At 65.1% G+C, this 22,080-nt stretch carries 22 protein-coding genes; 10 read left to right on the top strand and 12 right to left on the bottom strand.

Features of this window, described 5'->3' with window-relative positions; genetic code table 11:
* Window positions 1-109: 109 nt before the first annotated feature.
* The 3 genes from LQV39_RS00175 to LQV39_RS00165 form a co-directional block, all read right to left on the bottom strand.
* Complete coding sequence (locus LQV39_RS00175; protein ID WP_230019614.1) at window positions 110-904, bottom strand: ABC transporter ATP-binding protein; 795 nt, start codon at window positions 902-904, stop codon at window positions 110-112.
* A gap of 14 nt (window positions 905-918) precedes the next feature.
* Window positions 919-1,755: an ABC transporter permease gene (locus LQV39_RS00170; protein ID WP_230019613.1), complete on the bottom strand. Its 837-nt coding sequence runs from the start codon at window positions 1,753-1,755 to the stop codon at window positions 919-921.
* Between the two features lie 96 nt (window positions 1,756-1,851).
* The gene (locus LQV39_RS00165) at window positions 1,852-2,826 is read right to left on the bottom strand and encodes an ABC transporter substrate-binding protein (RefSeq protein ID WP_230019612.1); all 975 of its coding nucleotides are present in this window, start codon (window positions 2,824-2,826) and stop codon (window positions 1,852-1,854) included.
* A gap of 247 nt (window positions 2,827-3,073) precedes the next feature.
* On the opposite strand from LQV39_RS00165, the gene ffh reads away from it, so the two are divergent.
* Together ffh and LQV39_RS00155 are read left to right on the top strand one after the other, a co-directional pair.
* Window positions 3,074-4,438: a signal recognition particle protein gene (ffh, locus tag LQV39_RS00160; protein ID WP_230019611.1), complete on the top strand. Its 1,365-nt coding sequence runs from the start codon at window positions 3,074-3,076 to the stop codon at window positions 4,436-4,438.
* Window positions 4,439-4,571: 133 nt separating this feature from the next.
* Window positions 4,572-4,973 carry an SWIB/MDM2 domain-containing protein gene (locus LQV39_RS00155; protein ID WP_230019610.1) on the top strand — a complete coding sequence of 134 codons (402 nt, stop codon included), beginning with the start codon at window positions 4,572-4,574 and terminating at the stop codon, window positions 4,971-4,973.
* Between the two features lie 158 nt (window positions 4,974-5,131).
* Here LQV39_RS00155 and LQV39_RS00150 read toward each other — a convergent pair whose 3' ends face one another.
* From LQV39_RS00150 to LQV39_RS00140, 3 genes are read right to left on the bottom strand one after another with little or no spacing between them, the layout of a single operon-like run.
* On the bottom strand, window positions 5,132-6,511 hold the full coding sequence (locus tag LQV39_RS00150; protein ID WP_230019609.1) for an alkaline phosphatase: 1,380 nt from the start codon (window positions 6,509-6,511) through the stop codon (window positions 5,132-5,134).
* Window positions 6,512-6,530: 19 nt separating this feature from the next.
* Window positions 6,531-7,982, bottom strand: a complete 1,452-nt coding sequence (locus LQV39_RS00145) for an alkaline phosphatase (RefSeq protein WP_230019608.1) — start codon at window positions 7,980-7,982, stop codon at window positions 6,531-6,533.
* 34 nt (window positions 7,983-8,016) lie between these two features.
* Entirely contained in the window at window positions 8,017-8,790 is a 774-nt protein-coding gene (locus tag LQV39_RS00140) for a sulfite exporter TauE/SafE family protein (RefSeq protein ID WP_230019607.1), read from the bottom strand.
* Window positions 8,791-8,884: 94 nt separating this feature from the next.
* Here LQV39_RS00140 and LQV39_RS00135 point away from each other — a divergent pair, with 94 nt between their 5' ends.
* Window positions 8,885-9,775, top strand: coding sequence for a LysR family transcriptional regulator (locus LQV39_RS00135; RefSeq protein ID WP_230019606.1), 891 nt, complete (start codon window positions 8,885-8,887; stop codon window positions 9,773-9,775).
* A 3-nt stretch (window positions 9,776-9,778) separates the two neighbouring features.
* Here LQV39_RS00135 and LQV39_RS00130 read toward each other — a convergent pair whose 3' ends face one another.
* Window positions 9,779-10,444 (bottom strand): lytic transglycosylase domain-containing protein, encoded by a 666-nt coding sequence (locus LQV39_RS00130; protein WP_230019605.1) that lies wholly within the window; start codon window positions 10,442-10,444, stop codon window positions 9,779-9,781.
* Window positions 10,444-12,177 carry a proline--tRNA ligase gene (locus tag LQV39_RS00125; RefSeq protein ID WP_230019604.1) on the bottom strand — a complete coding sequence of 578 codons (1,734 nt, stop codon included), beginning with the start codon at window positions 12,175-12,177 and terminating at the stop codon, window positions 10,444-10,446. Before LQV39_RS00125 ends, LQV39_RS00130 begins: the two co-directional genes overlap by 1 nt.
* Window positions 12,178-12,386: 209 nt before the next feature.
* Between LQV39_RS00125 and LQV39_RS00120 the strand changes: the two genes are divergently transcribed.
* The 4 genes from LQV39_RS00120 to LQV39_RS00105 all read left to right on the top strand — a co-directional run bounded on the left by LQV39_RS00120 (window position 12,387) and on the right by LQV39_RS00105 (window position 16,246).
* Window positions 12,387-13,103, top strand: coding sequence for an RNA pyrophosphohydrolase (locus LQV39_RS00120; protein WP_230019603.1), 717 nt, complete (start codon window positions 12,387-12,389; stop codon window positions 13,101-13,103).
* 116 nt (window positions 13,104-13,219) lie between these two features.
* On the top strand, window positions 13,220-14,200 hold the full coding sequence (locus tag LQV39_RS00115; RefSeq protein ID WP_230019602.1) for a retroviral-like aspartic protease family protein: 981 nt from the start codon (window positions 13,220-13,222) through the stop codon (window positions 14,198-14,200).
* 47 nt (window positions 14,201-14,247) lie between these two features.
* Window positions 14,248-14,673: a DUF1841 family protein gene (locus LQV39_RS00110; RefSeq protein WP_230019601.1), complete on the top strand. Its 426-nt coding sequence runs from the start codon at window positions 14,248-14,250 to the stop codon at window positions 14,671-14,673.
* A gap of 61 nt (window positions 14,674-14,734) precedes the next feature.
* Window positions 14,735-16,246, top strand: a complete 1,512-nt coding sequence (locus LQV39_RS00105) for an aspartyl protease family protein (RefSeq protein WP_230019600.1) — start codon at window positions 14,735-14,737, stop codon at window positions 16,244-16,246.
* Window positions 16,247-16,297: 51 nt separating this feature from the next.
* Here LQV39_RS00105 and LQV39_RS00100 read toward each other — a convergent pair whose 3' ends face one another.
* From LQV39_RS00100 to LQV39_RS00090, 3 genes are all read right to left on the bottom strand, one after another.
* On the bottom strand, window positions 16,298-17,815 hold the full coding sequence (locus LQV39_RS00100; protein ID WP_230019599.1) for a SulP family inorganic anion transporter: 1,518 nt from the start codon (window positions 17,813-17,815) through the stop codon (window positions 16,298-16,300).
* A gap of 76 nt (window positions 17,816-17,891) precedes the next feature.
* A complete protein-coding gene (locus tag LQV39_RS00095; RefSeq protein WP_230019598.1) occupies window positions 17,892-18,245 on the bottom strand; it encodes a cytochrome c in 354 nt (117 codons plus the stop codon).
* A gap of 12 nt (window positions 18,246-18,257) precedes the next feature.
* Window positions 18,258-18,605 (bottom strand): c-type cytochrome, encoded by a 348-nt coding sequence (locus LQV39_RS00090; RefSeq protein WP_230019597.1) that lies wholly within the window; start codon window positions 18,603-18,605, stop codon window positions 18,258-18,260.
* Between the two features lie 174 nt (window positions 18,606-18,779).
* On the opposite strand from LQV39_RS00090, the gene LQV39_RS00085 reads away from it, so the two are divergent.
* From LQV39_RS00085 to LQV39_RS00075, 3 genes are read left to right on the top strand one after another with little or no spacing between them, the layout of a single operon-like run.
* Window positions 18,780-19,634, top strand: coding sequence for a MoxR family ATPase (locus LQV39_RS00085; RefSeq protein WP_230019596.1), 855 nt, complete (start codon window positions 18,780-18,782; stop codon window positions 19,632-19,634).
* A complete protein-coding gene (locus tag LQV39_RS00080) occupies window positions 19,631-20,221 on the top strand; it encodes a GNAT family N-acetyltransferase (protein WP_230019595.1) in 591 nt (196 codons plus the stop codon). The genes LQV39_RS00085 and LQV39_RS00080 overlap by 4 nt, the downstream gene beginning before the upstream one ends.
* A 3-nt stretch (window positions 20,222-20,224) precedes the next feature.
* Window positions 20,225-21,394, top strand: coding sequence for a VWA domain-containing protein (locus LQV39_RS00075; RefSeq protein WP_230019594.1), 1,170 nt, complete (start codon window positions 20,225-20,227; stop codon window positions 21,392-21,394).
* Here the strand turns inward: LQV39_RS00075 and LQV39_RS00070 are convergent, their stop codons facing one another.
* Window positions 21,395-22,006, bottom strand: a complete 612-nt coding sequence (locus LQV39_RS00070) for a CPBP family intramembrane glutamic endopeptidase (RefSeq protein WP_230019593.1) — start codon at window positions 22,004-22,006, stop codon at window positions 21,395-21,397.
* Window positions 22,007-22,080 lie beyond the last annotated feature (74 nt).

Below are 22,080 nucleotides of genomic sequence, written 5' to 3'. Positions count from 1 at the left end.
CCGGACGTTTACCACGTCGCCCCCGCGAAGGCGGGGGCCCAAGTTTTGCATGAGCTAACGGAACGCCAACAAACTTGGATCCCCGCCTTCGCGGGGACGACGAGTCGGCTCAGTCGACCGCGGCGGCTTTGATTTCCGCTTCGTGATGCCTTTGCTGCTCTTCCATCACCAACTGCCCCAGCTCCCGCTTGAGCGCATTGAACTCCGGCGCCGCCGGATCCCGCATCCTCGGCAAATCGACCATGATGTCGCGCTTGACCGTGCCCGGCCGGTAGGTCATCACGACGATGCGGTCAGCCAGGTAGATCGCTTCTTCGATGCTGTGGGTGACGAAGATGACGGTCTTCTTCAGCTCGGCCCAGATGCGCAGCAGCTCGTCCTGCAGGTTGCGGCGGGTCAGCGCGTCGAGGGCGCCGAAGGGTTCGTCCATCAGCATGATCGGCGAGTCCAGCGCCAGCACGCGCGCGATCGCGACCCGCTGGCGCATGCCGCCCGACAGGTCTTTCGGATAGCGCTTGCCGAAGTCTTCCAGCGACAGCAGTTTCAGCAGCTCGGCCACGCGGGCGGCGATTTCCGGGCGGGCCATGCCCTTGATTTCCAGCCCGAAGCCGACGTTCTGCTCGACCGTCATCCACGGGAACAGCGCGTATTCCTGGAATACCATGCCGCGTTCCGGCCCCGGTCCCACAACGGGCGCCCCGTCCGCCGTGATGCTGCCCCGGGTCGGCGGCGCGAAGCCGGCGACCGCGTTCAGCAGGGTCGACTTGCCGCAGCCGGAAGGGCCGAGCAGGCAGACGAACTGCCCGCGCGGGATCTCGAGATCGATGTTCTCCAGCGCCACCATGCGGCGGCCGTCGGTCTCGAACACCTTGCTGACGTTTTCAATGACGATATGCGCGTTCATGCTCAGTGCTCCGATCAATGCTCCAGGCCGCGGTGCCAGCGCAGCAGGTAGTTGTTCAGCAAATTCATGGCCCAGTCGATCGCCAGGCCGAGGATGCCGATGCTGATCATGCCGGCGATGATCTTGTCGGACCAGAAGTACTCGCGCGCCTCCAGGATGCGGAAACCGAGGCCGTTGTTCACCGCGATCATTTCGGACACGATCACCACGATGAATGCGGTGCCGACGCCGATCCGCATCCCGGTCAGGATGTAGGGCACGGCGGCCGGCAGGATCACGCGCATGAACATGGTGGAGCGGCCGGCGCCCAGGTTGCGCGCCGCGCGCAGGTAGATGCCGTCGACCTGGCGCACACCGGCGATGGTATTCATCAGCACCGGGAAGAAGGCGCCGATCGCGATCAGGAAGATCGCCGGCGGATTGCCCAGCCCGAACCACAGGATAGACAGCGGGATGTAGGCGATCGGCGGGATCGGGCGCAGCAGCTGCACCAGCGGATTCATCCAGGCATACACGATGCGGCTCGCGCCCATTGCCAGGCCGAGCGGCAAGCCAAGGCCGGCGCCGACCGCGAAGCCGACCACCACCCGGTACAGGCTGCCGAGCGAATCGACGATCAGCTCACCGGAAAACGCCCAGGCCAGCTTGCTGCCCTCCGGGTTGTTCTCATGCCAGGTATTGAAATCCTGCAGCGGCATGAGGTAGGCCACCCACTTGTTCCACACCGCCAGCGGCGACGGCAGGATGTTCTCGTTGACCCATCCCATGCTCGCCACCCACTGCCAGATCCCGATCGCGATGACCGGCACCACCAGGCCGACCGCGATGTCCTTGCCCCGTTTCTTCACCATCCAATGCCTCCACTGCGTGCGCGTGGGCACGGGGTGCCCACCCTACCGCTCCGTAGGGTGGGCGGCCTCCGCCCACGCATGACGTTCACATCGTGATTATTTGACGCCCAGGCTCTTCTTGGCCTCTTCCAGCAGATCGGTCTTGACCCACTCCTTCGCTGCAGGCGGTTTGGCCATGCGGCCGACACCGGTCTTGTGCATGATGTCGGTGGTGATCTGGATGTGCTCGGGCGTGATGTCGTAGGTGTACTGGGCGTTGTCCATCGCGTCGCGGAAGTCGTCGCTGGTGATCTGGCCCTTGAACACGTTCTCGCGCACGTACTTCTCGGCCAGCGCCGGATCCTTGATGAAGGTGCTGGTGGCCTGCACGAAGCAGCGCATGAATTTCTCGGCCAGCGGACGCTTGGTGGTGTAGAACTTCTCGGTCATGACCATGGTCCGCACCGGCGAGCCGATCGGGGTGTCGTAAGGCTTGATGATCTCGGTGCCGAAGCCCTTGTTGATCGCCTGCGAAGACTGCGGTTCGGACTGCATCATGGCGTCGATGTTCTTGCCCAGCAGCGCCTGGTTCAGGTCGGCGTAGGCCAGGAACACCAGCTGCACGTCCTTGCCCGGCGCGGCGTCGGCGGTCAGGCCGACCTTCTGCAGCTCGGCCATCAGCAGCACTTCCTGGATGCCGCCGCGGGTCACGCCGACCTTCTTGCCCTTCAGGTCCTTGACGCTCTTGATATTGCTGCCCTGCCCTGCCACCAGGCGCGCGCCGCCCTTGGCGAAGCCGGCCACGACATAGATCGGCGCATTGCCGGCGCGGCCCGAGATCGCCGCTTCCGAGGCGGTGGTGCCGACGTCGATTTCACCGGCGATGATCGCCTGCATCACGTCCAGGCCCTTGGCGAACACACGCTCTTCGACCTTGATGCCGCACTTCGGTGCGATCTCCTTGATGTACGACACCGCGCCGTAGTGCGCGAACTTGAGGTTGCCGAGGCGGACCACCTCCTGGGCCTGGGCGCTGCCCGCGGCCAGCAGGGCGGCGATGAGGAAGGTCTTGCCGAACACTTTTGTTGTCATGCTGTCTCCGTTGTGTGTCGAACTGCGAAACCGTATATTTCAATGAGGCTATAACGTTAATGAACGGATTGTCAAACCGTACAATTACTTACTTACCAAGTATCAAATACACCGACCAAGAATCAACGTTTCCATTTGACTTTTTCGCTTGCGCAGCTCCCAGACAAGGTCTTGACGGGCAAAAACATGCCCCGACATGCGGTAAAATGGCGGTTTGCGCCCAATCACAATCTAGGTAGAACACACCATGCTGGATAACCTGACCCAACGCCTTGCCAAGGTCGTCAAGACGATGCGCGGCGAGGCGCGCCTGACCGAATCGAACACCGCCGAGATGCTGCGCGAAGTGCGCCTGGCCCTGCTCGAGGCGGACGTCGCGCTGCCGGCCGTCCGCGAATTCATCGCCAAAGTGAAGGAAAAAGCGCTGGGCGAAGAAGTCATCGGCTCGCTCTCTCCCGGCCAGGCCCTGGTCGGCGTGGTGCAGAAGGAGCTGGCGGCCCTGATGGGCGCCGACCTCGGCCCCGAGGCATCCCAGCTCTCGTTCGCCCAGCAGCCGCCGGCGATCATCCTGATGGCCGGCCTGCAGGGTGTGGGTAAGACCACCACCACCGGCAAGCTGGCCAAGTACCTGAAGGAACAGAAGAAGAAGGTCCTGACCGTTTCCGCCGACGTCTACCGCCCCGCCGCAATCGCGCAGCTGGAGTCGGTCACCAAGCAGGTCGGCGCCGACTTCTTCCCGTCCACCGCCAGCGACAAGCCGGTCGACATCGCCCTTGCCGCGCTGGACTGGGCCAAGAAGCACTACCACGACGTCCTGATCATCGACACCGCCGGCCGCCTGGCGATCGACGAAGCGATGATGCAGGAGATCGCCACGGTGCACGCCGCGGTCAAGCCGATCGAGACCCTGTTCGTGGTCGACGCCATGGTCGGCCAGGATGCGATCAACACCGCCAAGGCCTTCAACGAAGCGCTGCCGCTGACCGGCGTGATCCTGACCAAGCTCGATGGCGATTCGCGCGGCGGCGCGGCGCTGTCGGTGCGCCACGTGACCGGCAAGCCGATCAAGTTTGCCGGCGTGTCCGAAAAGCTGGACGGCCTGGAAGCCTTCGACCCTGCCCGCATGGCCAACCGCGTGCTGGGCATGGGCGACATCCTGGCCTTGGTCGAGGAAGCGCGCAAGGGCGTGGACATGCAGGCCGCGGCCGACATGGCCAACAAGATCAAGTCGGGCGGCAAGTTCGACATGAACGACTTCAAGGCCCAGCTGACCCAGATGAAGAAGATGGGCGGCATGTCCGGCCTTCTGGACAAGCTCCCGGCCCAGTTCCAGCAGGCCGCGGCCGGCGCCAACATGGACCAGGCCGAAAAACAGGTGCGCCGCATGTGCGGCATCATCGACTCGATGACGCCGCAGGAGCGCGCCAAGCCGGAACTGATCAAGGCCAACCGCAAGCGCCGCATCGCCGCCGGCGCCGGCGTGCAGGTGCAGGAAGTGAACCGCATGCTGACCCAGTACGATCAGATGAACACGATGATGAAGAAGCTGAAGGGCGGCGGCCTGATGAAGATGATGCGCGGGATGAAGGGCATGATGCCCGGTATGCGCTGATTTATAGGGGTTTTAGGGCTTGTAAGAGTGAAAAAATTTCGAAAAAGACTTGCATGAACACTAAAACCCTACCAATATAAGCCGGTGCGTACATTGCGCAATTTTCCATGTGTTCCGATTAGGAGGCTTGAAGATGGCAACAGCCAAAAAAACCACCGCAGCGCCGGCCAAGAAAGCCGCCGCCAAGCCGGCCGCAGCGGCGAAGCCGGCAGCTAAAAAAGCAGCAGCTCCTGCCAAGGCAGCAGCACCGAAAGCAGCAGCAGCAAAGAAGCCGGCAGCAGCGCGCAAGCCCAACGCCGCCTTCATGAAAGAGATGACCCCGTCGGCGACCCTGGCCGCAGTGGTGGGCAACAAGCCCCTGCCGCGTACCGAAGTCACCAAGAAAGTCTGGGACTACATCAAGGCGCAAAACCTGCAGGATGCTGCAAACCGCCGCATGATCAACGCCGACGACAAGCTGAAAGCCGTCTTCGGTGGCAAGGCCCAGGTATCGATGTTCGAGATGACCAAGCTGATCTCGGATCACCTCAAATAAAAAAGACACAGGCCGCCCCGCTGGCCCGATACCAGTCCAAATGAAAAGCCCCGGTTTTGCCGGGGCTTTTTGTTTGTGCCGTCGCCCCCGCGCAGGCGGGGGTCCAAGTTTGGCGAGTCGCTACGAACTTGGATTCCCGCCTGCGCGGGAACGACGAGTTAGAGGCCGCCGGCCGCCTTCATCAGCTCGAACACCCGCGTATTCTCGATCGTCCCCTTGAACGGCGCCGAGCCCGCCCCCACCGCGTACAGCTTCACATCGCCGCCGCCATGGCCCTCGCCGGACAGGCGCACGCCTGTCTCCTGGTGGTAGTCGAGCGCCTGTGCGCGGGCGTCGTCGACGTCGGCGCGGGCGTCAAGCCGGTTCGGGCCGCCGCCGTAGACCAGGGTCGTGTAGGTTTTGCCGTCGGCATCGCGCGCCGGCTGGCCGGTCGCGATGTCGCGCACGATGCCGAGGATGGGATTGCCGCGCTTCGGATAGCCGTTCATCACCATCGTGTGGTCATGGTCGGCCGTCACCACGATCAGGGTGTGCTCCAGGCCCGGATCGATCTGGCGCATACGGTCGACGGTCGCCTGGATCGCGTTGTCGAAGTCGACCACCTCTTCCAGCGCATTCTTCGCGTTCGAATCGTGCAGCGCGTGGTCGATCTTGCCGCCTTCGACCATCAGGAAGAAGCCTTTCGGGTTCTTCGACAGGAGCTCGATCGACTTAACCGCCATCTCGGCCAGGGTCGGCTGGGTGGGCTTGCGCACGGTGGCGTAGTCGAGGTGGCTGTCGGCGTAGATGCCGACGAACTTTCGGTTCGGCAGGGCCGACATCATGTCGGCGCGGGTTGCGGCCACGAAGTAGCCGCGCGCCTTGAACTCGGCCAGCAGGTCGCGCCCGTCCGCGCGGCCTTTCGGATTGGCCTTCGCATCGAAGGGTGTGAAGAAGGGCCGGCCGCCGCCCATCAGCACGTCGACGCCGTCCTTCAGGCGCTCGTTGTAGCCGGCGCCGCCTGGTACGATCTGCTGCGCGATCGTGTACACCGTGTTGCGGTTGCAGATGTGGGCGAAGGTCGAGGCCGGGGTGGCATGGGTCAGTTCGGTGCTGGTGACCGCGCCGACGGAACGGCCTGCAGCCTTGGCCAGTTCCAGCATGGTCATCGGCGCCATGCCGTCGCTTTTCTTCTCCCCTTCGCCGCAGCGGTCCACCGTCGGGTTGCCGTTCGCGTCCTTGCCCGGCGACTGCGGCTTCGCGTCCTTCAGCGAGATCACGTCGTTGTTGATCTTCACGCCGGTCATGTAGGCGCCCATCGAGGGCGCGCTGTCGGTGACCATCGCGTTCGCGGAATAGGTCTTGATGCGCGCGGTGCGGTCGAGGCGCTCGAAGTTCAGCAAGCCCTCTTCCTTGTATTTGTAGATGCGCGCGGCCGTGATCGTGGTCGGGCCCATGCCGTCGCCAAGGAAGAAGATGATGTTCCTGGCCGGGGCCTGTGCAAAGGCCTGGGAGCTGAATGCGGCCGCCAGCAGCGCGTAGAGTCGGATTGTTTTCATCGTGATGTCCTTGCGCCGCTTACCAGCCGGCCGCTTCCTTGATGAGCGTGAACACGCGGGTGTTGTCGATGGTGCCGCGGAAGACTTCCGCGCCGGCGCCAGCCGCGCCCAGGTAGACGTCCGCGCCGCCGTGGGTTTCAAGCTTCATGCGCACCGCTGCTTCCTGGTGATAGTCGTCGGCGCTGACGATGGCATCGGTGAGGCCGGCCTGCGATGCGCGGCTGCCCTGCACCCGGTGTTCGCCGGTGCCGAAACCGAGGATGGCGTAGGGCGCGCCGTCCTTGTCCAGTTTGATCTTGCCGTCCGGGAGGCTGCGCACCAGGCCCAGCACGCCGGGTTTGTCGGCCGTCGTCGGACCGCTGCGCGGCGAGTAGCCGTTGATCAGCAGGGTGTGGTCGTGGTCGGCGGTGGCGACGATCAGCGTGTGCTTCAGGCCCGGATCGGTCTTTCGTACCTCGTCGATCGCGGCTTTCAGCGCGGCGTCGAAGGCCGCGGTTTCCTGCAGCGCGCGCTTGGCGCGGGTACCGTGCAGGGCGTGGTCGATCAGGCCGCCCTCCACCATCAGGAAGAAGCCTTTATCGGCGCTGCGCTGGCTCAGCAGCGAGACCGCCTTGCGCGCCATCTCGGCCAGGCTGGGCTGCTTTGCCGGATCGCGTTCGGCGTCGTAGGCCAGGTCGTCCTGCGCGAACAGGGCGACGGCGGGCTGGCTTGCCGGCGCCAGCGCCGCGAAGCCGGCCGCATCGTTCGCCACGCGGTAGCCGCGCGCCTGCAGTTCGGCCAGCAGGTCGCGGCCGTCGCTGCGCTTGCCGCCGGCTGCGGCCGGCCTGAAATACTGGGCGCCGCCGCCGAACACCAGGTCGATGCCGCCGCCCAGTGCCGCGTTGTAACCGGCGCCGCCCGGCACCATCATCGCCGCGATCTGGTTCTGCAGCTTGCGGTGGCAGGCGTGGGCATAGGTCGCGGCCGGGGTGGCGTCGGTGACGCTGGTGGTGGTGACGATGCCGGTGGCGAGACCGCGCGCTTTCGCCAGTTCCAGCAGGGTCGGCACGGATTGTCCATTCGTGCAGCGGCTACTGCCGTCGGCCGCCGGCGCCATCGCGCTGGTGTCGCCCGACATCGAGATCACGCCGTTGTTCTGCTTCACGCCGGTCATGTAGGCGGACATCGAGGCCGCGCTGTCGGTCACCTGGGCGTCGTTCGAGTAGGTCTTGACGAAGGCCGATTCGGGCAGCGTGTCGATGGTCAGCTCGCCGCTTTCGCCCACCGCGTAGATGCGCGCGGCGGTCAGGGTGTTAATGCCCATGCCGTCGCCGAGGAAGAAGATGACGTTGCGGGCGCGGTCGCCGATGTTGTCGATGCGGCGGGCCTGCAGCGTGCCTGCAGCGGACGGCGGCGGTGCAGTCGCGCAGCCGCTCAGCGTGGCGGCGCCGCAGGCCATCAGTACGCCGGCGGCGAAGGTGGTCAATCGCATGCTTGCTTGCTCCCTGGTGAGGAAAGCAGGCAGTCTATCCGATAAAAGGACGCAAGAGCAGATGCAGCCCGAGGACAAACAAACCGATGAAGAAGCAGCGGCGGAACAGCGCGGGCCGGATGCGGCCGCGGATCCACTGGCCGAGCATCATGCCGGCCAGCGCCGGCGCCAGCGCGACAAAGGACAGTCCGGCCGCCTGCACCTGGAACTGCCCGGCCAGCAGCAGCGAGGCCGCCAGCGCGACGGTGGAGGTCGTGAAGGCCAGGCCGAGCGCCTGTACCAGCGCATCGCGTTCCAGCTTCAGGCCCTGTAGATAGGGCACTGCCGGGATCACGAACACCCCGGTGGCGGCCGTGACCGCGCCCGTGACCAGCCCGACCACCGGAGACGCCGCGCGCTCGCCGCTGGGCGGCACGTGCAGCGTGAAGGATGCGAGGCCGGCCGCCGCATACATCATCAGGGCGCCGCCCAGGGCCGTCACTGCATCCGCGGAGGCGCTGGCCGGCAGCAGCATGCCCCCTAGCAGGGTGCCGGCGACGATCCCGGCCAGCATCGGCCACAAACGGCGCGCGAGCAGCCCCGCCGAGGGACCCGCGGCCAGCTGCCAGACGTTCGTCACCAGCGAAGGCACGACCAATAAAGCGGCCGCCTCGCGCGGCGCCATCATCATCCCCAGCAGGCCGACCGCGACCGTCGGCAGCCCGAGCCCGACCACGCCCTTGACCAGGCCGGCGAGCACGAACACCAGTGCGATCAAGGCCAAATCGGCCGGCGCGTGGGCGTGTAAGATAGAAAGAAGAACGTCCATGCCGAGAATTCTGACGCATCGCAGGCGCTGACAGAATGAGGGATTACCGCAGTCAGCCTTCGGAATATCCGAAGGCTAAATCGAAAGAGAACAGATGAGATTCGACCTGGTCGACATGCAGCTCTTCCTGCACGTGGTGGAAGCCGGCAGCATCACCGGCGGCGCCACGCGCGCCCATTTGTCGCTGGCCTCGTGCAGCGAACGTATCCACGGCATGGAAGCGACGCTGGGTGTGCCCCTGCTCCTGCGCGGGCGCCGCGGCGTGACGCCGACGCCGGCCGGCGAGGCCCTGGTGCGGCATGCGCGCCTGGTGTTCCAGCAGCTGGAGCGCATGCGCGCCGAACTGGGCGACCATGCGGAAGGCTTGAAGGGCACGGTGCGGCTGCTGTGCAATACGGCCTCGCTGAGCGAATACCTGCCGGACGCCTTGACCGGCTTTCTGGCGCGCCATCCCCACGTCGACATCGAACTGGAGGAGCGCACCAGCCACGAGGTGGCGAAGGCGGTACGCGAAGGCGCCGCCGATGTCGGCATCCTGGCGGACGCGGTCGACCTGTCGCAGCTGGAGAGCTTCCCCTTCCGCACCGACCGCCTGGTGGCGGTGGCCACGCCCGAGCTGGCGCAGGTGCTGTCGCCGGACGGGCGGCCGGTGGCCTTCGTGCGCCTGGCCGACTTCGACCAGGTCGGCCTGGCCGGCGACAGCGCCCTGTCCAACTACCTGGAACTGCAGGCGCGGCGCCTCGGACGCAGCCTGCATGCGCGCGTGCGCCTGCGCGGCTTCGAGGCGATCTGCAGGATGGTAGAAGCCGGCGTCGGCGTCGGCATCGTGCCCGAGCCGGCGGCGCGGCGTTGCGCGCAGTCGATGAAGATCACGGTGCTGGAGCTGGCGGATGCGTGGGCGCCGCGGCAGCTGGCGATTTGCGTGAAGAGTTTCGAGGCGCTGCCCAGGCACGCGCAGCAGCTGGTCGATGCGTTGCGGGCCTGAAAATCAATTCAACGCGATGGCGGTCGACGCCGCCTTGAAATCCCAATTCTTCCAGGCCGCCAGCACCGCATTCGGATACTCCGGCCGGCCGCGGCTGCCGTTGTAGCGTCCCAGCGCCAGGTAGAGATTGCCGCCTTCCATGTCGATGTACATGCGCAGGATCGAGCAGCCGTAGCGCAGGTTGGTCTGCATGTCGAACAGGGCGCGGCGGTTGGAGTCGCCGATCACCTTGGTCCAGAAGGGCATCACCTGCATGTAGCCGCGCGCGCCGACGATCGACACCGCGTACTTGCGGTAGGCCGATTCCACTTGGATGAGACCCAGCACCAGCCCCGGATCGAGGCCGGCGCGGGTCGCTTCGTACCAGGCCGACTCGAGGAACTCGGTGCGGACCTGGTTGTCCGGCAGGCGGCGCTTCAGGCGGCTCGACATCGCATCGAACCACTGCTGATAGCGCGCCTGGGCGTTGGCGTCGCGGAAGACAGGCTTGGGCGGGCGGCCGTCGCGGATCGCCCGTTCGAGCGCCAGCCGGACCGAATCGGCCATGGCTTCTTCCTTCTGGTTGCCGGCATGCGCGGCTGGGCTCAACAGCGCACTGCTCAACAATAAAGCGGCAAACAGCGCGGAGCCGAGCCAGGCCGAGGCCTGGCGAATCAGACGTGCCAGCATCACTTGCCCAGTTTGCCTTTGACGAAGCCGACCATGTCCGCAGCCGGGACAGCGCTCGCTTCAGGATCGCGGCGGCCCTGGTATTCCAGGTTGCCTTCCTTGAGACCGCGCTCGCCGATCACCACGCGGTGCGGCACGCCGACCAGTTCCCAATCGGCGAACATGGCGCCCGGACGCAGGCCGCGGTCGTCGACGATGACGTCGACGCCGGCCGCCTGCAGCTCGGCGTACAGGCGGTCGGTCTCCGTCTTCACCAGCTCGCTGCGGTCGTAGCCCATCGGGCACAGAACGATCTCGAACGGCGCGATCGCGTCCGGCCAGACGATGCCCTTGTCGTCGAAGTTCTGCTCGATGGCGGCGCCCAGGATGCGGGTCACGCCGATGCCGTAGCAGCCCATCTGCATCGGCGCCGGCTGGCCCTTCTCGTCCAGGTAGACGCAGTTCATCGCGGCGGAATAGGCGGTACCGAGCTGGAACACGTGGCCCACTTCGATGCCGCGCTCGATCGCCAGCACGCCCTTGCCGTCCGGCGAAGCGTCGCCCTCGACCACGTTGCGCAGGTCGGCGACGACCGGCTCCGGCAGGTCGCGGCCCCAGTTGGCGCCTGTGAAGTGGTACTCGGCTTCGTTGGCGCCGCAGACGAAATCGGCCATGTTGGCGACCGTGCGGTCGGCCACGACGTTCACCGGCTGTTTGGCGGCGATCGGGCCCAGGTAGCCCGGCACGCTGCCGTAGGCTTCCAGGATCTCGGCTTCGGTGGCAAAGCGGAAGTTCTTCAGGCCAGGGACCTTCGAGACCTTCACTTCGTTCAGCTCATGGTCGCCGCGCAGCAGCAGCAGCCAGTTCTCTTTCGTGAGCTTGCCGTCGACCTCGTTTTCGACGGTCAGCGCGATCGACTTGACGGTCTGCGACAATTCGAGGCCCAGCAGCTTGGCCACCTGCTCGCACTTGGTGGTGTTCGGGGTCGACGTTTTGGTAAGCGTTTGCGTGGCCGCGCCGCGCGAGGCGATCAGCGGCAGCGCCTCGGCCGCTTCCATGTTGGCGGCGTAGTCGGAGCTCGGGCAGTAGACCAGCGCGTCCTCGCCGGTGCTGGCGATCACGTGGAACTCGTGCGAGCCGGTGCCGCCGATCGCGCCGTTGTCGGCGGCGACTGCGCGGAACTTCAGTCCGAAGCGGTTGAAGATCTTCACGTAGGCGTCGAACATGGTCTGGTACGAAGCCTGCATGCCGGCGACGTCGCGGTCGAAGGAATACGCATCCTTCATGGTGAACTCGCGGCCGCGCATCAGGCCGAAGCGCGGACGGCGCTCGTCGCGGAACTTGGTCTGGATGTGATAGAAGTTCAGCGGCAGCTGGCGGTAGCTCTTGACCTCGGTGCGCACGACGTCGGTCACGACTTCTTCCGAGGTCGGCTGCAGTGCGAAGTCGCGGCCATGGCGGTCCTTCAGGCGCAGCAGTTCCGGGCCCATCTTGTCCCAGCGGCCCGTCTCCTGCCACAGTTCGGCCGGCTGCACGAGCGGCATCAGCAGCTCGATGCCGCCGGCCTTGTTCATTTCTTCACGGATGATGGCCTCGACTTTGCGGATCACGCGCAAGCCCAGCGGCATATAGGTATAGATGCCGGAGCCGATGCGCTTGATCATCCCGGCCCGCATCATCAGTTTGTGGCTGACGATCTCCGCGTCGGAAGGCGCTTCTTTGAGCGTTGAAATAAAAAATCGTGAGGCGCGCATATCGATGAATTCTTTTTAAAAAGAGAGGGTTATAATCGACCTAATTTTAAAGGATTAGCTGGCCGATGCATCCAATCTTTATACAAATGGCTCCGAAAGAAGTGGTGCATGCCGTTGTTCCGATGCGAGTTAACGGCAGAGACCCCAGGAACCGTAAGTAAAAATATAAGAGAGAAGACCAAGGCTGGCAGAAAGTTTCGAGGTGAATCATGCTCGATCGTGAAGGGTTCCGCCCCAACGTCGGCATCATCCTGCTGAACGCCAACAACGAGGTGTGGTGGGGCAAGCGGGTGCGCGAGCACTCATGGCAGTTTCCGCAAGGGGGTATCAAGTACGGCGAGACGCCCGAACAGGCGATGTACCGCGAGCTCGAGGAAGAGATCGGCCTGCGCCAGGAGCACGTCAAGATCGTGGGCCGCACCCGCGACTGGCTGCGCTACGAAGTGCCGGATCACTTCATCAAGCGCGAAGTACGCGGCCATTACCGCGGCCAGAAGCAGATCTGGTTCCTGCTGCGCATGGTCGCGCGCGATAACGACGTCAACCTGCGCCTGACCGACCATCCTGAGTTCGACGCCTGGCGCTGGCACGACTACTGGGTGCCGCTGGACGTGGTCATCGAGTTCAAGCGCGATGTCTACCAGCGCGCGCTGCAGGAATTGTCGCGCTTCCTCACCTGGCCCGCGGGCGGCCAGGGCGAGCGCCGCCATGCGTCGCGCTACCTGCGCCAGCCGCACGAGCGGCGCAGCCAGGAAAGAAGCAACGGCGGCAACAACGGCGCCGGGAATGGCAACAGCGGCGGCAATGCCCAGGCCGGCAACAGGCAGGTCGCCAACGCCAGCAGCAAGGCGGTGGTGGCGGCCACCAAGGCCATTGCCGACGCGTCCGGGAGTTCCAAGCTGGTCATGGTGCGCGATAAAGAGTAGTCGTCGTAGCGTAAAAGCAACAAAATAGAAGGCGAGCGTGTCGCGTAACCGACACGCTCGCTTTTTGACATTTAAAGCTTGCCATATTTACAAAGTTGCATTGTAGAATCTTTGCCATGATCCCGACTCCGCTCATCCAGGCACATTTCCGCGTGCTGGCCTTGTTGGCCCTCGCCCTCCCTACCCTCTCCCACGCCGCCGGCGACGCCGGCAGCTGCCGCTACGTCCCGGTGGCCAAGCTGCCGATCACGTATACGGATGCCAGCCACCGCGCCATCGTCACGGGCGCCGTCAATGGCAAGCCCGCACGCATGATCGTCGATACCGGCGCCTACCGGACCTCGCTGTTCCGCGCCGGCGCCGAGCGCCTCGGCCTGCCCCTCGACACCACCGGCAAATATTCGCGTGGTCTCGGCGGCGCCTCGGTCAACTACGTCGCCCGCGTCGACGATTTCTCGGTCGGCATCGCCCACAGCGGGAAGGCGCCCATCAATGTCATCGGCAATGCGAGCCGGATGGACGGCGACGCGCTGGTCGGCGTCGACTTCCTGCTGCAGACCGACATGGAGCTCTCGCTGGCGGACAACTACCTGCAGTTCTTCCGCGCCAGCGGCTGCGGCGACACCTACCTGGCCTACTGGGACAGCAATGCCATGGAAATCCCCTTCAGCGGCAAGGAAGAACGCTCCAACAAGCCCTTTGTGACGGTCGAGCTGAACGGCGTGAAGCTGAAGGCGGTACTCGACACCGGCGCGCCGCACAGCAGCCTCACCCGCCATGCCGCCGAACTGGCCGGCATCCGCATCGACGACCCGGGCGTGCGCAAGGGCGGCAAGACCGGCGGCATCGGCGACGAGCGGGTCGACACCTGGTTCGCCACCTTCGACAGCTTCAGCATCGGCCAGGAGAGCATGAAGCATGTGGAACTCGCGGTCCACGAGGATGCCTCGGTCGGGCGCCTGCCGGTCGACATGCTGCTCGGCGCCGACTTCCTGCGCACCCACCGCATCCTGTTCGCGATGAGCCAGGACCGCCTGTACATGAGCTACCTGGGCGGCGATCCCTTCCCGCCGCGAAGGGCGCCAAAAGCGCCGTAAGCGCCGCCGCGTTACAATGGTGCCTGTTTTGTTTGCAGGCACCCACCATGTTCACCCCCTCCTCCAACGACGTCCGCCGCTTCTTCTGCGAAGCCTGGCGCAAGCGCCGCGCCGGCGAAATCCTGACCCCGATGGACGCCATCGCCGCCGACTGGATAGACCAGCATCCCGAATACCACGATGCCCTGATGGATGCCGACGACGCCGTCGCGCGCGACTACTCGGTCGAAGGCGGCCAGCCGAATCCCTTCCTGCACCTGTCCATGCATTTGTCGATCGCCGAGCAGGTCTCGGTCGACCAGCCGCGCGGCATCAAGGCCGCGCACGATGCGCTGGCCGCGCGCATCGGCGAGCACGACGCCCACCACGAGATCATGGAATGCCTGGGCGAGATGATCTGGACCTCGCAGCGGAGCAGCCTGCCGCCGGATGCCGAGGCCTATATCGACTGCGTGCGCCGGCGGGTGCGCTGATTCGGCAGGATATATGCACATTGAATTGCCATAAATGAAACTTTCCTCATAGAATTTATGGATGAACCCTATCTTGTGCCGCGCGCTTGCGCGCCTGAGCCTGGGCGCGGCCTGTGCCCTCCTGCCCCTCACCCACGCCGCCGCTGAACCGGCCAAGTGCCGGTACACGCCGATCGGCAAGCTGCCGCTCCGCTACAGCGGCCCCGGCCTGGAAATCACGACCCAGGGCATCATCAACGGTACGCCGGCCGAGCTGCTGGTCGACAGCGGCGCGTCCCAGACCTATCTTACGCGCACCGGCACCGAGCGGCGCGGCATCCGCGCTTATGCGACCGGCCGCCGCGCCACCGGCATCGGCGGCATGTCGCCCATCTACGCCTCCATCGTCAACGAATTCATCGTCGGCCCGGTGCGCGCGGGACGCAGCAACATGCCGGTGCTGGGCAGCTTCGGCTACACGCCCTCCTACGACGGCATCCTGGGCGCGCCCTTCCTGTTCCAGACCGACGTCGAAATCTCGCTGGCGGCCAAGGAGCTGATCTTCTTCGTGCCCGAAAACTGCGGCGGGACCTTTCTCGGCTACTGGGGCGGCAATATCAGCGCGGTGCCGCTGCGGCGGCATAACCAGAACCACATGAATCCCCAGTTCCTGGTGCGCATCAACGGCAAGGAGCTGGAGGCGATGATCGACAGCGGAGCCGCCGTCAGCTCGATCACCAGCCACGCCGCCAGGCGCCTCGATATCCCCTTCGATACCCCCGGCGTGGCGCGCGGCGGGGACCTGGTCGGCGTCGGCAACTACACGACCTCGCGCTGGTACGTGACGGTCAAGAGCTTCCAGCTCGGCGACGAAACCGTGGAGAACGCCGAGATGGCGGTGGTGGATTCCGGCCTCAATGACGTCGACGTGACGCTCGGCGCCGACTTCCTGCGCGCGCACCGCGTGCTGTTCGCGATGAGCCAGACCAAGCTCTATTTTTCGTACGTGGGCGGCGAGCCCTTCGGCCAGCGCCGCACGCTCGAGCCCTGGGTCGTGGCCGAAGCGGAGAGCGGCAACGCCGATGCCCAAATGACGCTGGCCGAGGCATATGCAGGAGGAAAGCTGGTGCCGCATGACGACGCACGCGCCTTCGACTGGCTGGAAAAGGCGGCCAAAGGCGGCAGCGCCCACGCCAACCTGCTCACCGGCCGCCACCTGGTGCAGCGCCAGGACTACGCCGCGGCCGCGCCGCGCCTGCGCACCGCGCTCGACAAGCTGCCGGCCGAGCGCGACGGCGCCCTGCTGCTCTATGTCGCCCGCGTGGGCAGCGGCCAGGCGGAGCTGGCGAAATCCGAGCTGACCGCGACCTTCGCGCGCAGCGACGGCGACGAATGGCCCAGGCCGATCGCCGACTTCTATCTCGGCACACTCTCCGCCGACAAGCTGCTGGCGCAGGCGGCCGACGACCGCAAGGAGGGCAAGGAACGCCGCTGCACGGCGCTGTCGGCGATGGGCGACTGGCACCGGGCGCATGCCCAGCCGGACCAGGCGAAAGCGCTGGATGCGCAGCTGAAGCTTGCGTGCGGCGAGTAGGTGGGCACGCTCGTGTTGAGGCCCCCGGCCTCAACACCCCACCCTACGTATTTAGTCCAGCTTGTCGTCGGCCACGCGGTAGCGCGGGTCTTCCGGCAGGCTGACTTCGATCATGTCCTTCGCACGCTCCAGCAAGGAGCGGCAATCGGGGCTCAGGTGGCGCAGGTGCAGGCGCTTGCCCACGCTGCGGTAACGCTCGGCCAGCGCGTCGATGGCCTGGATGGCCGAGTGGTCCGCCACGCGCGCGCGGCGGAACTCGACCACGACGTCCTGCGGGTCTTCTTTCGGGGTGTACAGTTCCTGGAAACCGGCCACCGAGGCAAAGAACAGCGTGCCTTCCAGCTCGTAGACCTTCCAGCCCTGTCCATCCACATTCGTGGACACGCGGATCTGCCTGGCGTGCTGCCAGGCGAACACCAGCGCCGAGACGATCACGCCCACCACCACCGCCGTCGCCAGGTTGAAGGCCAGGGTCACGCCGGCCACCAGCACGATCACCAGCGCATCGGCGCGCGGCACCTTGCCGAACAGGCGGAACGTGCCCCACTCGAAGGTCTTTTCGCAGACCACGAACATCACCCCGATCAGCGCCGCCAGCGGGATCTGCTCGATCACGCTGGAACCGAACAGGATGAACGACAGCAGGAACAGCGAGGCCGCGATGCCCGACAGGCGGCTGCGGGCGCCATTGCCGATGTTGATCATGCTCTGGCCGATCATGGCGCAGCCGCCCATGCCGCCGAACAGCGCAGTGACGATGTTCGCCGCGCCCTGGGCCAGGCTCTCGCGGTTCGGCTGGCCGCGCGTGTCCGTGATCTCGTCGATCAGGGTCAGGGTCAGGAGAGTCTCGATCAGGCCGACGCCGGCCAGCACCAGCGAATATGGGAACACGATGCGCAGCGTCTCCAGGTTGAAGGGGACGTCCGGGATGTGGAAGCTGGGCAGGCCGCCGGCAATGGAGCCGAGCTGGCCGACGGTTTTGGTGTCGATGTGCAGGAAGTGGGCCAGCAGCGCCACCGCCAGGATGCCGACCAGCGTGGCCGGCACCGCCTTGGTGATCTTCGGCGTGATGTAAATGATCGCCATCGTCAGCGCCACCAGGCCGAGCATGGTCCACAGCTGCGGGCCGCTCATCCAGCCGCCGCCATCGGCTGCACTGAGCTTGAAATGCTCAAACTGGGCCACGAAGATCACGATCGCCAGGCCGTTCACAAAACCCAGCATGACCGGATGGGGCACCATGCGGATGAATTTACCGAGCCGCGCCAGCGCGAACAAGATCTGCAATACGCCCATCAGGACGATGGCGGCGAACAGGTATTGCGCGCCATGCTGGACCACCAGCGCCACCATGACCACGGCCAGTGCGCCGGCGGCGCCGGAGATCATGCCGGGACGGCCGCCGAAGGCCGAGGTAATGAAGGACACCAGCACGGCGGCGTACAGGCCGGTCAGCGGCGACACGTGGGCCACCAGCGCAAAGGCGATGGCTTCGGGGACCAGCGCCAGCGCGACGGTCAGGCCGCTCAGCAGGTTGGTCTTGATATGGGAAGGCGAGACAGTGGACAAGGCGGACTCCGGAAAAAGCAAGGTCCGCCGGCACGGGCCGGCGGACCTGAGAGACCGCTATTTTACTGTGTACAGCTTATTTGCGGACAACCAGCGGGCCCGGAAGGCTTTGCAGGTAAGCCGCGATGTCGACCATGTCGCGGTCCGACAGCGGCTGGGCCATGCCGGCCATGATCGGGTTGTTACGGCCGTTCATGACCTTGTCGCCGCGCTTGTAGGCGGTGAGCGCGTGCACCAGGTAGTCGGCGTGCTGGCCGGCCAGCTTCGGGTAGCTCGGGTCGATCGGGGTCTTGTAGTCGGCGCCATGGCAGGACGCGCAGTTGTATTTCTTGGTCAGCTCGGCGCCGCGTGCGGTGTCGCCGCCGGCAAAGGCGGACGCGGACACCGACAGGGCTGCGGCGCAGGACAGGGCAAGGATGAGTTTATTCATGGCGTCCCGGGCTCATTTGGTGGGCGTGGCGGCCGTCTGCTGCGAATAGTAGGCGGCGATGTCGGCGATGTCCTGGTCCGACAGCACCTTGGCGGTCGGGGTCATCTGCGGATGCTTGCGGTCGCCCTTCTTGTAGGCCTGCAGGGCGGCTTCGATGTATTTGGCGGACTGGCCGCCGATCATCGGCACCTGGTAGACCTCGGGGAAAGCGGTCTTGTATTCGGGGATGCCATGGCAACCGATGCACTGCTCGATCTTGTTGGGAGCTGCTTTCGGATTGGCGACGATGTCGGCAGCGCCCGCGACGCCTGCCGCGCCGGCAGCGGCGGCAAACATCAGTACTGCTAATGATTTTTTCATGATTGGGAATCGTAAGGTTGAATCGGAACCGCAACTGCCCAAAAACTTAGCATTTGTACTACGAAGAGCCGATTCTATATGAAGAACATGACTCAGTCTACAGAGCAACATATTCCGCGTGGGTCAGGCATCTGACATATACTCGATCTCATTCCCTAAAACGACCGCACGCCCATGCACGCCTCCCAACGCTTCGAAGGCAGCGACAACTACGTCGCCACCGATGACCTGAAACTGGCGGTGAACGCCGCCCTCACCCTGGCCCGCCCGCTGCTGATCAAGGGCGAGCCCGGCACCGGCAAGACCATGCTGGCCGAGGAAGTGGCAAGCGCGCTGAACATGCCGCTGCTGCAGTGGCACATCAAGTCGACCACCAAGGCGCAGCAGGGCCTGTACGAGTACGACGCCGTCTCGCGCCTGCGCGATTCCCAGCTGGGCGACGAGCGCGTGCGCGACATCCACAACTACATCGTCAAGGGCGTGCTGTGGCAGGCTTTCACGGCGCCGGAGCCGGTGGTGCTGCTGATCGACGAGATCGACAAGGCCGACATCGAATTCCCGAACGACCTGCTGCGTGAACTCGACCGCATGGAATTCTATGTGTACGAGACCCGCGAGATGGTGGTGGCGAAGCACCGCCCGCTGGTCATCATCACCTCGAACAACGAGAAGGAACTGCCGGACGCCTTCCTGCGCCGCTGCTTCTTCCACTACATCAAATTCCCGGACCGCGAGACGATGGCGGAGATCGTCAAGGTCCACTACCCCAAGCTGAAGCAGGAACTGCTGGCGGCAGCGCTGGAAAGCTTCTTCCAGCTGCGCGACGTGGCGGGCCTCAAGAAGAAGCCGTCGACCTCGGAATTCCTGGACTGGCTCAAGCTGCTGCTGGCCGAGGACATCCCGGTCGAGGCCCTGCGCAGCCAGGATGCGAAGACCATCGTGCCGCCGCTGCACGGCGCCCTGCTGAAGAACGAGCAGGACGTGCACCTGTTCGAGCGCCTGGTGGCGATGGCGAGGCACAACCGATGATCCGCGTCGACCCCGTCACCCTCGAATTCAACGGCGTGCGCCTGGAGCCGCTGGCCCTGCACCACGCCGACGGCCTGCGCACGGCCGCCGCGGACGGCGAGCTGTGGAACCTGCGCATCACCTCGGTGCCGGCGCCGGAAGAGACCGAACGCTACATCCGCAACGCGCTGGAGATGGACAATCGTGTCTCTTTCGCCGTGATCGACGTCGCCGGCGGCACGGTGATCGGCACCACCAGCTACCATGACATCATGCCTGCGATCGACCGCGTCGAAATCGGCTGGACCTGGTACGCCCGGAGCCGCCAGCGCAGCCACGTCAACACCAGCTGCAAGCTGCTGCTGCTCTCGCACGCCTTCGATACGCTCGGCTGCGCGGTGGTCGGCCTGCGCACCGATAACTTCAACCACGCCTCGCAGGCGGCAATCGAGCGCCTCGGCGCCAAGAAGGATGGCGTCATCCGCCACAGCGCCCTGCGACGCGACGGCACCGTGCGCGACACCGTCATGTACAGCATCCTGCGCGGCGAATGGCCCGAGATCAAATCGCAGCTGCACTATCGTCTGAGCCGTCACGCCGAGAGCTGAGCGATGCTGATCGGTTTTTTCTTCGCCCTGCGTGACGCCAAGGTCCCGGTCACGATCAAGGAATTCCTGACCTTGCTGGAAGCGCTGGAGAAGAACGTGATCGCGCCCTCGCTGGACGCGTTCTACTATCTGTCGCGCCTGACCCTGGTGAAGGACGAAGCCCACTTCGACAAGTTCGACAAGGCCTTCGGACTCTACTTCAAGGGGATCGAGGCGGTGTTCGACGCCAAGGCGGACATCCCGCTCGACTGGCTGATCCAGCGGCTGGAGCGCGAGTTGACGCCGGAGCAGAAGGCCGAGCTGCAGAAGCTGGGCTACGACAAGCTGATGTCGCGCCTGGCCGAGCTGCTGAAGGAGCAGAAAGAACGCCACGAAGGCGGCAGCAAGTGGATCGGCACCGGCGGCAGCTCGCCGTTCGGGAATGGCGGCACCAATCCGGAAGGCATCCGCATCGGCGGCAAGAGCCGCAACCGCACCGCGGTGAAAGTGTGGGAGCAGCGCGAGTACAAGGACTACGATGGCGAGCGCGAACTGGGCGTCCGCAACATCAAGGTGGCGCTGCGCCGCCTGCGCCGTTTCGCCCGCACCGGGGCGGCCGAGGAACTGGCGCTGGACGACACCATCCGCTCGACCGCCAACAACGCCGGCTGGCTGGACATCAAGATGCAGCCGGAGCGGAAGAACCGCATCAAGGTGCTGATGCTGCTGGACGTCGGCGGCACCATGGACGACCACATCGAACGCACCGAGGAGCTGTTTTCGGCGGCGAAGACCGAATTCAAGAACATGGAGTTCTTCTACTTCCACAACTGCGTGTATGACTACCTGTGGAAGAACAACCGCCGCCGCAGTTCCGAGCGCTTCCCGACCTGGGACGTGCTGCGCAAGTACCCGCCCGACACCCGCGTGATCTTCGTCGGCGACGCCACCATGAGCCCCTACGAGGTGCTGGCCCCGGGCGGATCAAGCGAGTACAACAACGAGGAAGCCGGCGCCGAATGGCTGGCCCGCTTCTGCCACGCCTTCCCGAAATTCGCCTGGCTGAATCCGGAGCCGGAGAGCTTGTGGCAGTACCGGCAATCCATCAGCGTGATTCGGCAGATCATGAATAACCGGATGTTTCCGGTGACGATAGATGGGTTGGAACGCGCGATGCGATTGTTGAGCAAGTAATCAGGCGCGTGTCTGGCTCGCGTGGCGCACAATCAGCAGCCCCACGATATCGATCCACGCATGCACCAGGATCGACGCAATCAATCCCACATACTCGAACACGAAACCCAGCACCACGCTGCCGGCAAACACGCTGGCCGCCTGCGCGATCGCCGCGCCGTCCAGCTTGCGGAAGCGGTACACCGGCACGTGCGTGAGCAGGAACAGCAGCGACACGATCCACACGCCCAGCAACGGCTGCAGGGCCGCGCGGAACAGCACCTCTTCGCCGATGGCGGCGGCGATGCTGATCCACAGCGGATTCAGGCCGCGCAGGTCAAGCCGCGCGTAGCTTTCGACGGTCCTGGCACTGGAGGCCGAACTGGCCGTCAGCTTGAACAGCAGCCAGGACACCAGCGCCGCGACCAGCGCCAGCACCTGGCCGACCAGCAACTGGGTCAGCGGCCCGGCGGGACGGCTGAAAATCGTGAGCGGTTGCGGCCGGGTGAACCAGATGATGGGGGCGGCGATCAGGCAGAACACCAGGCAGGTCAGCACCTGGGAAGCAAGACGGATGGGGGCGCGGGCGCCGGTCTGGGGCGGTGGTGTTTCGATAGGCGGGGTTTGGTTCATCCCGCCATTTTATCGCAGCGCACACGCCCCGCTCTTCCAGTCTTCCTACACGCAATCGTGCGCGCGGCAGCCTC

The organism is Massilia sp. Bi118, assembly GCF_918697865.1.
GTDB lineage: Bacteria > Pseudomonadota > Gammaproteobacteria > Burkholderiales > Burkholderiaceae_D > Telluria.
Note: the sequence above shows the minus strand (reverse complement) of the source record. Positions and strands in the feature narration are given on the sequence as shown.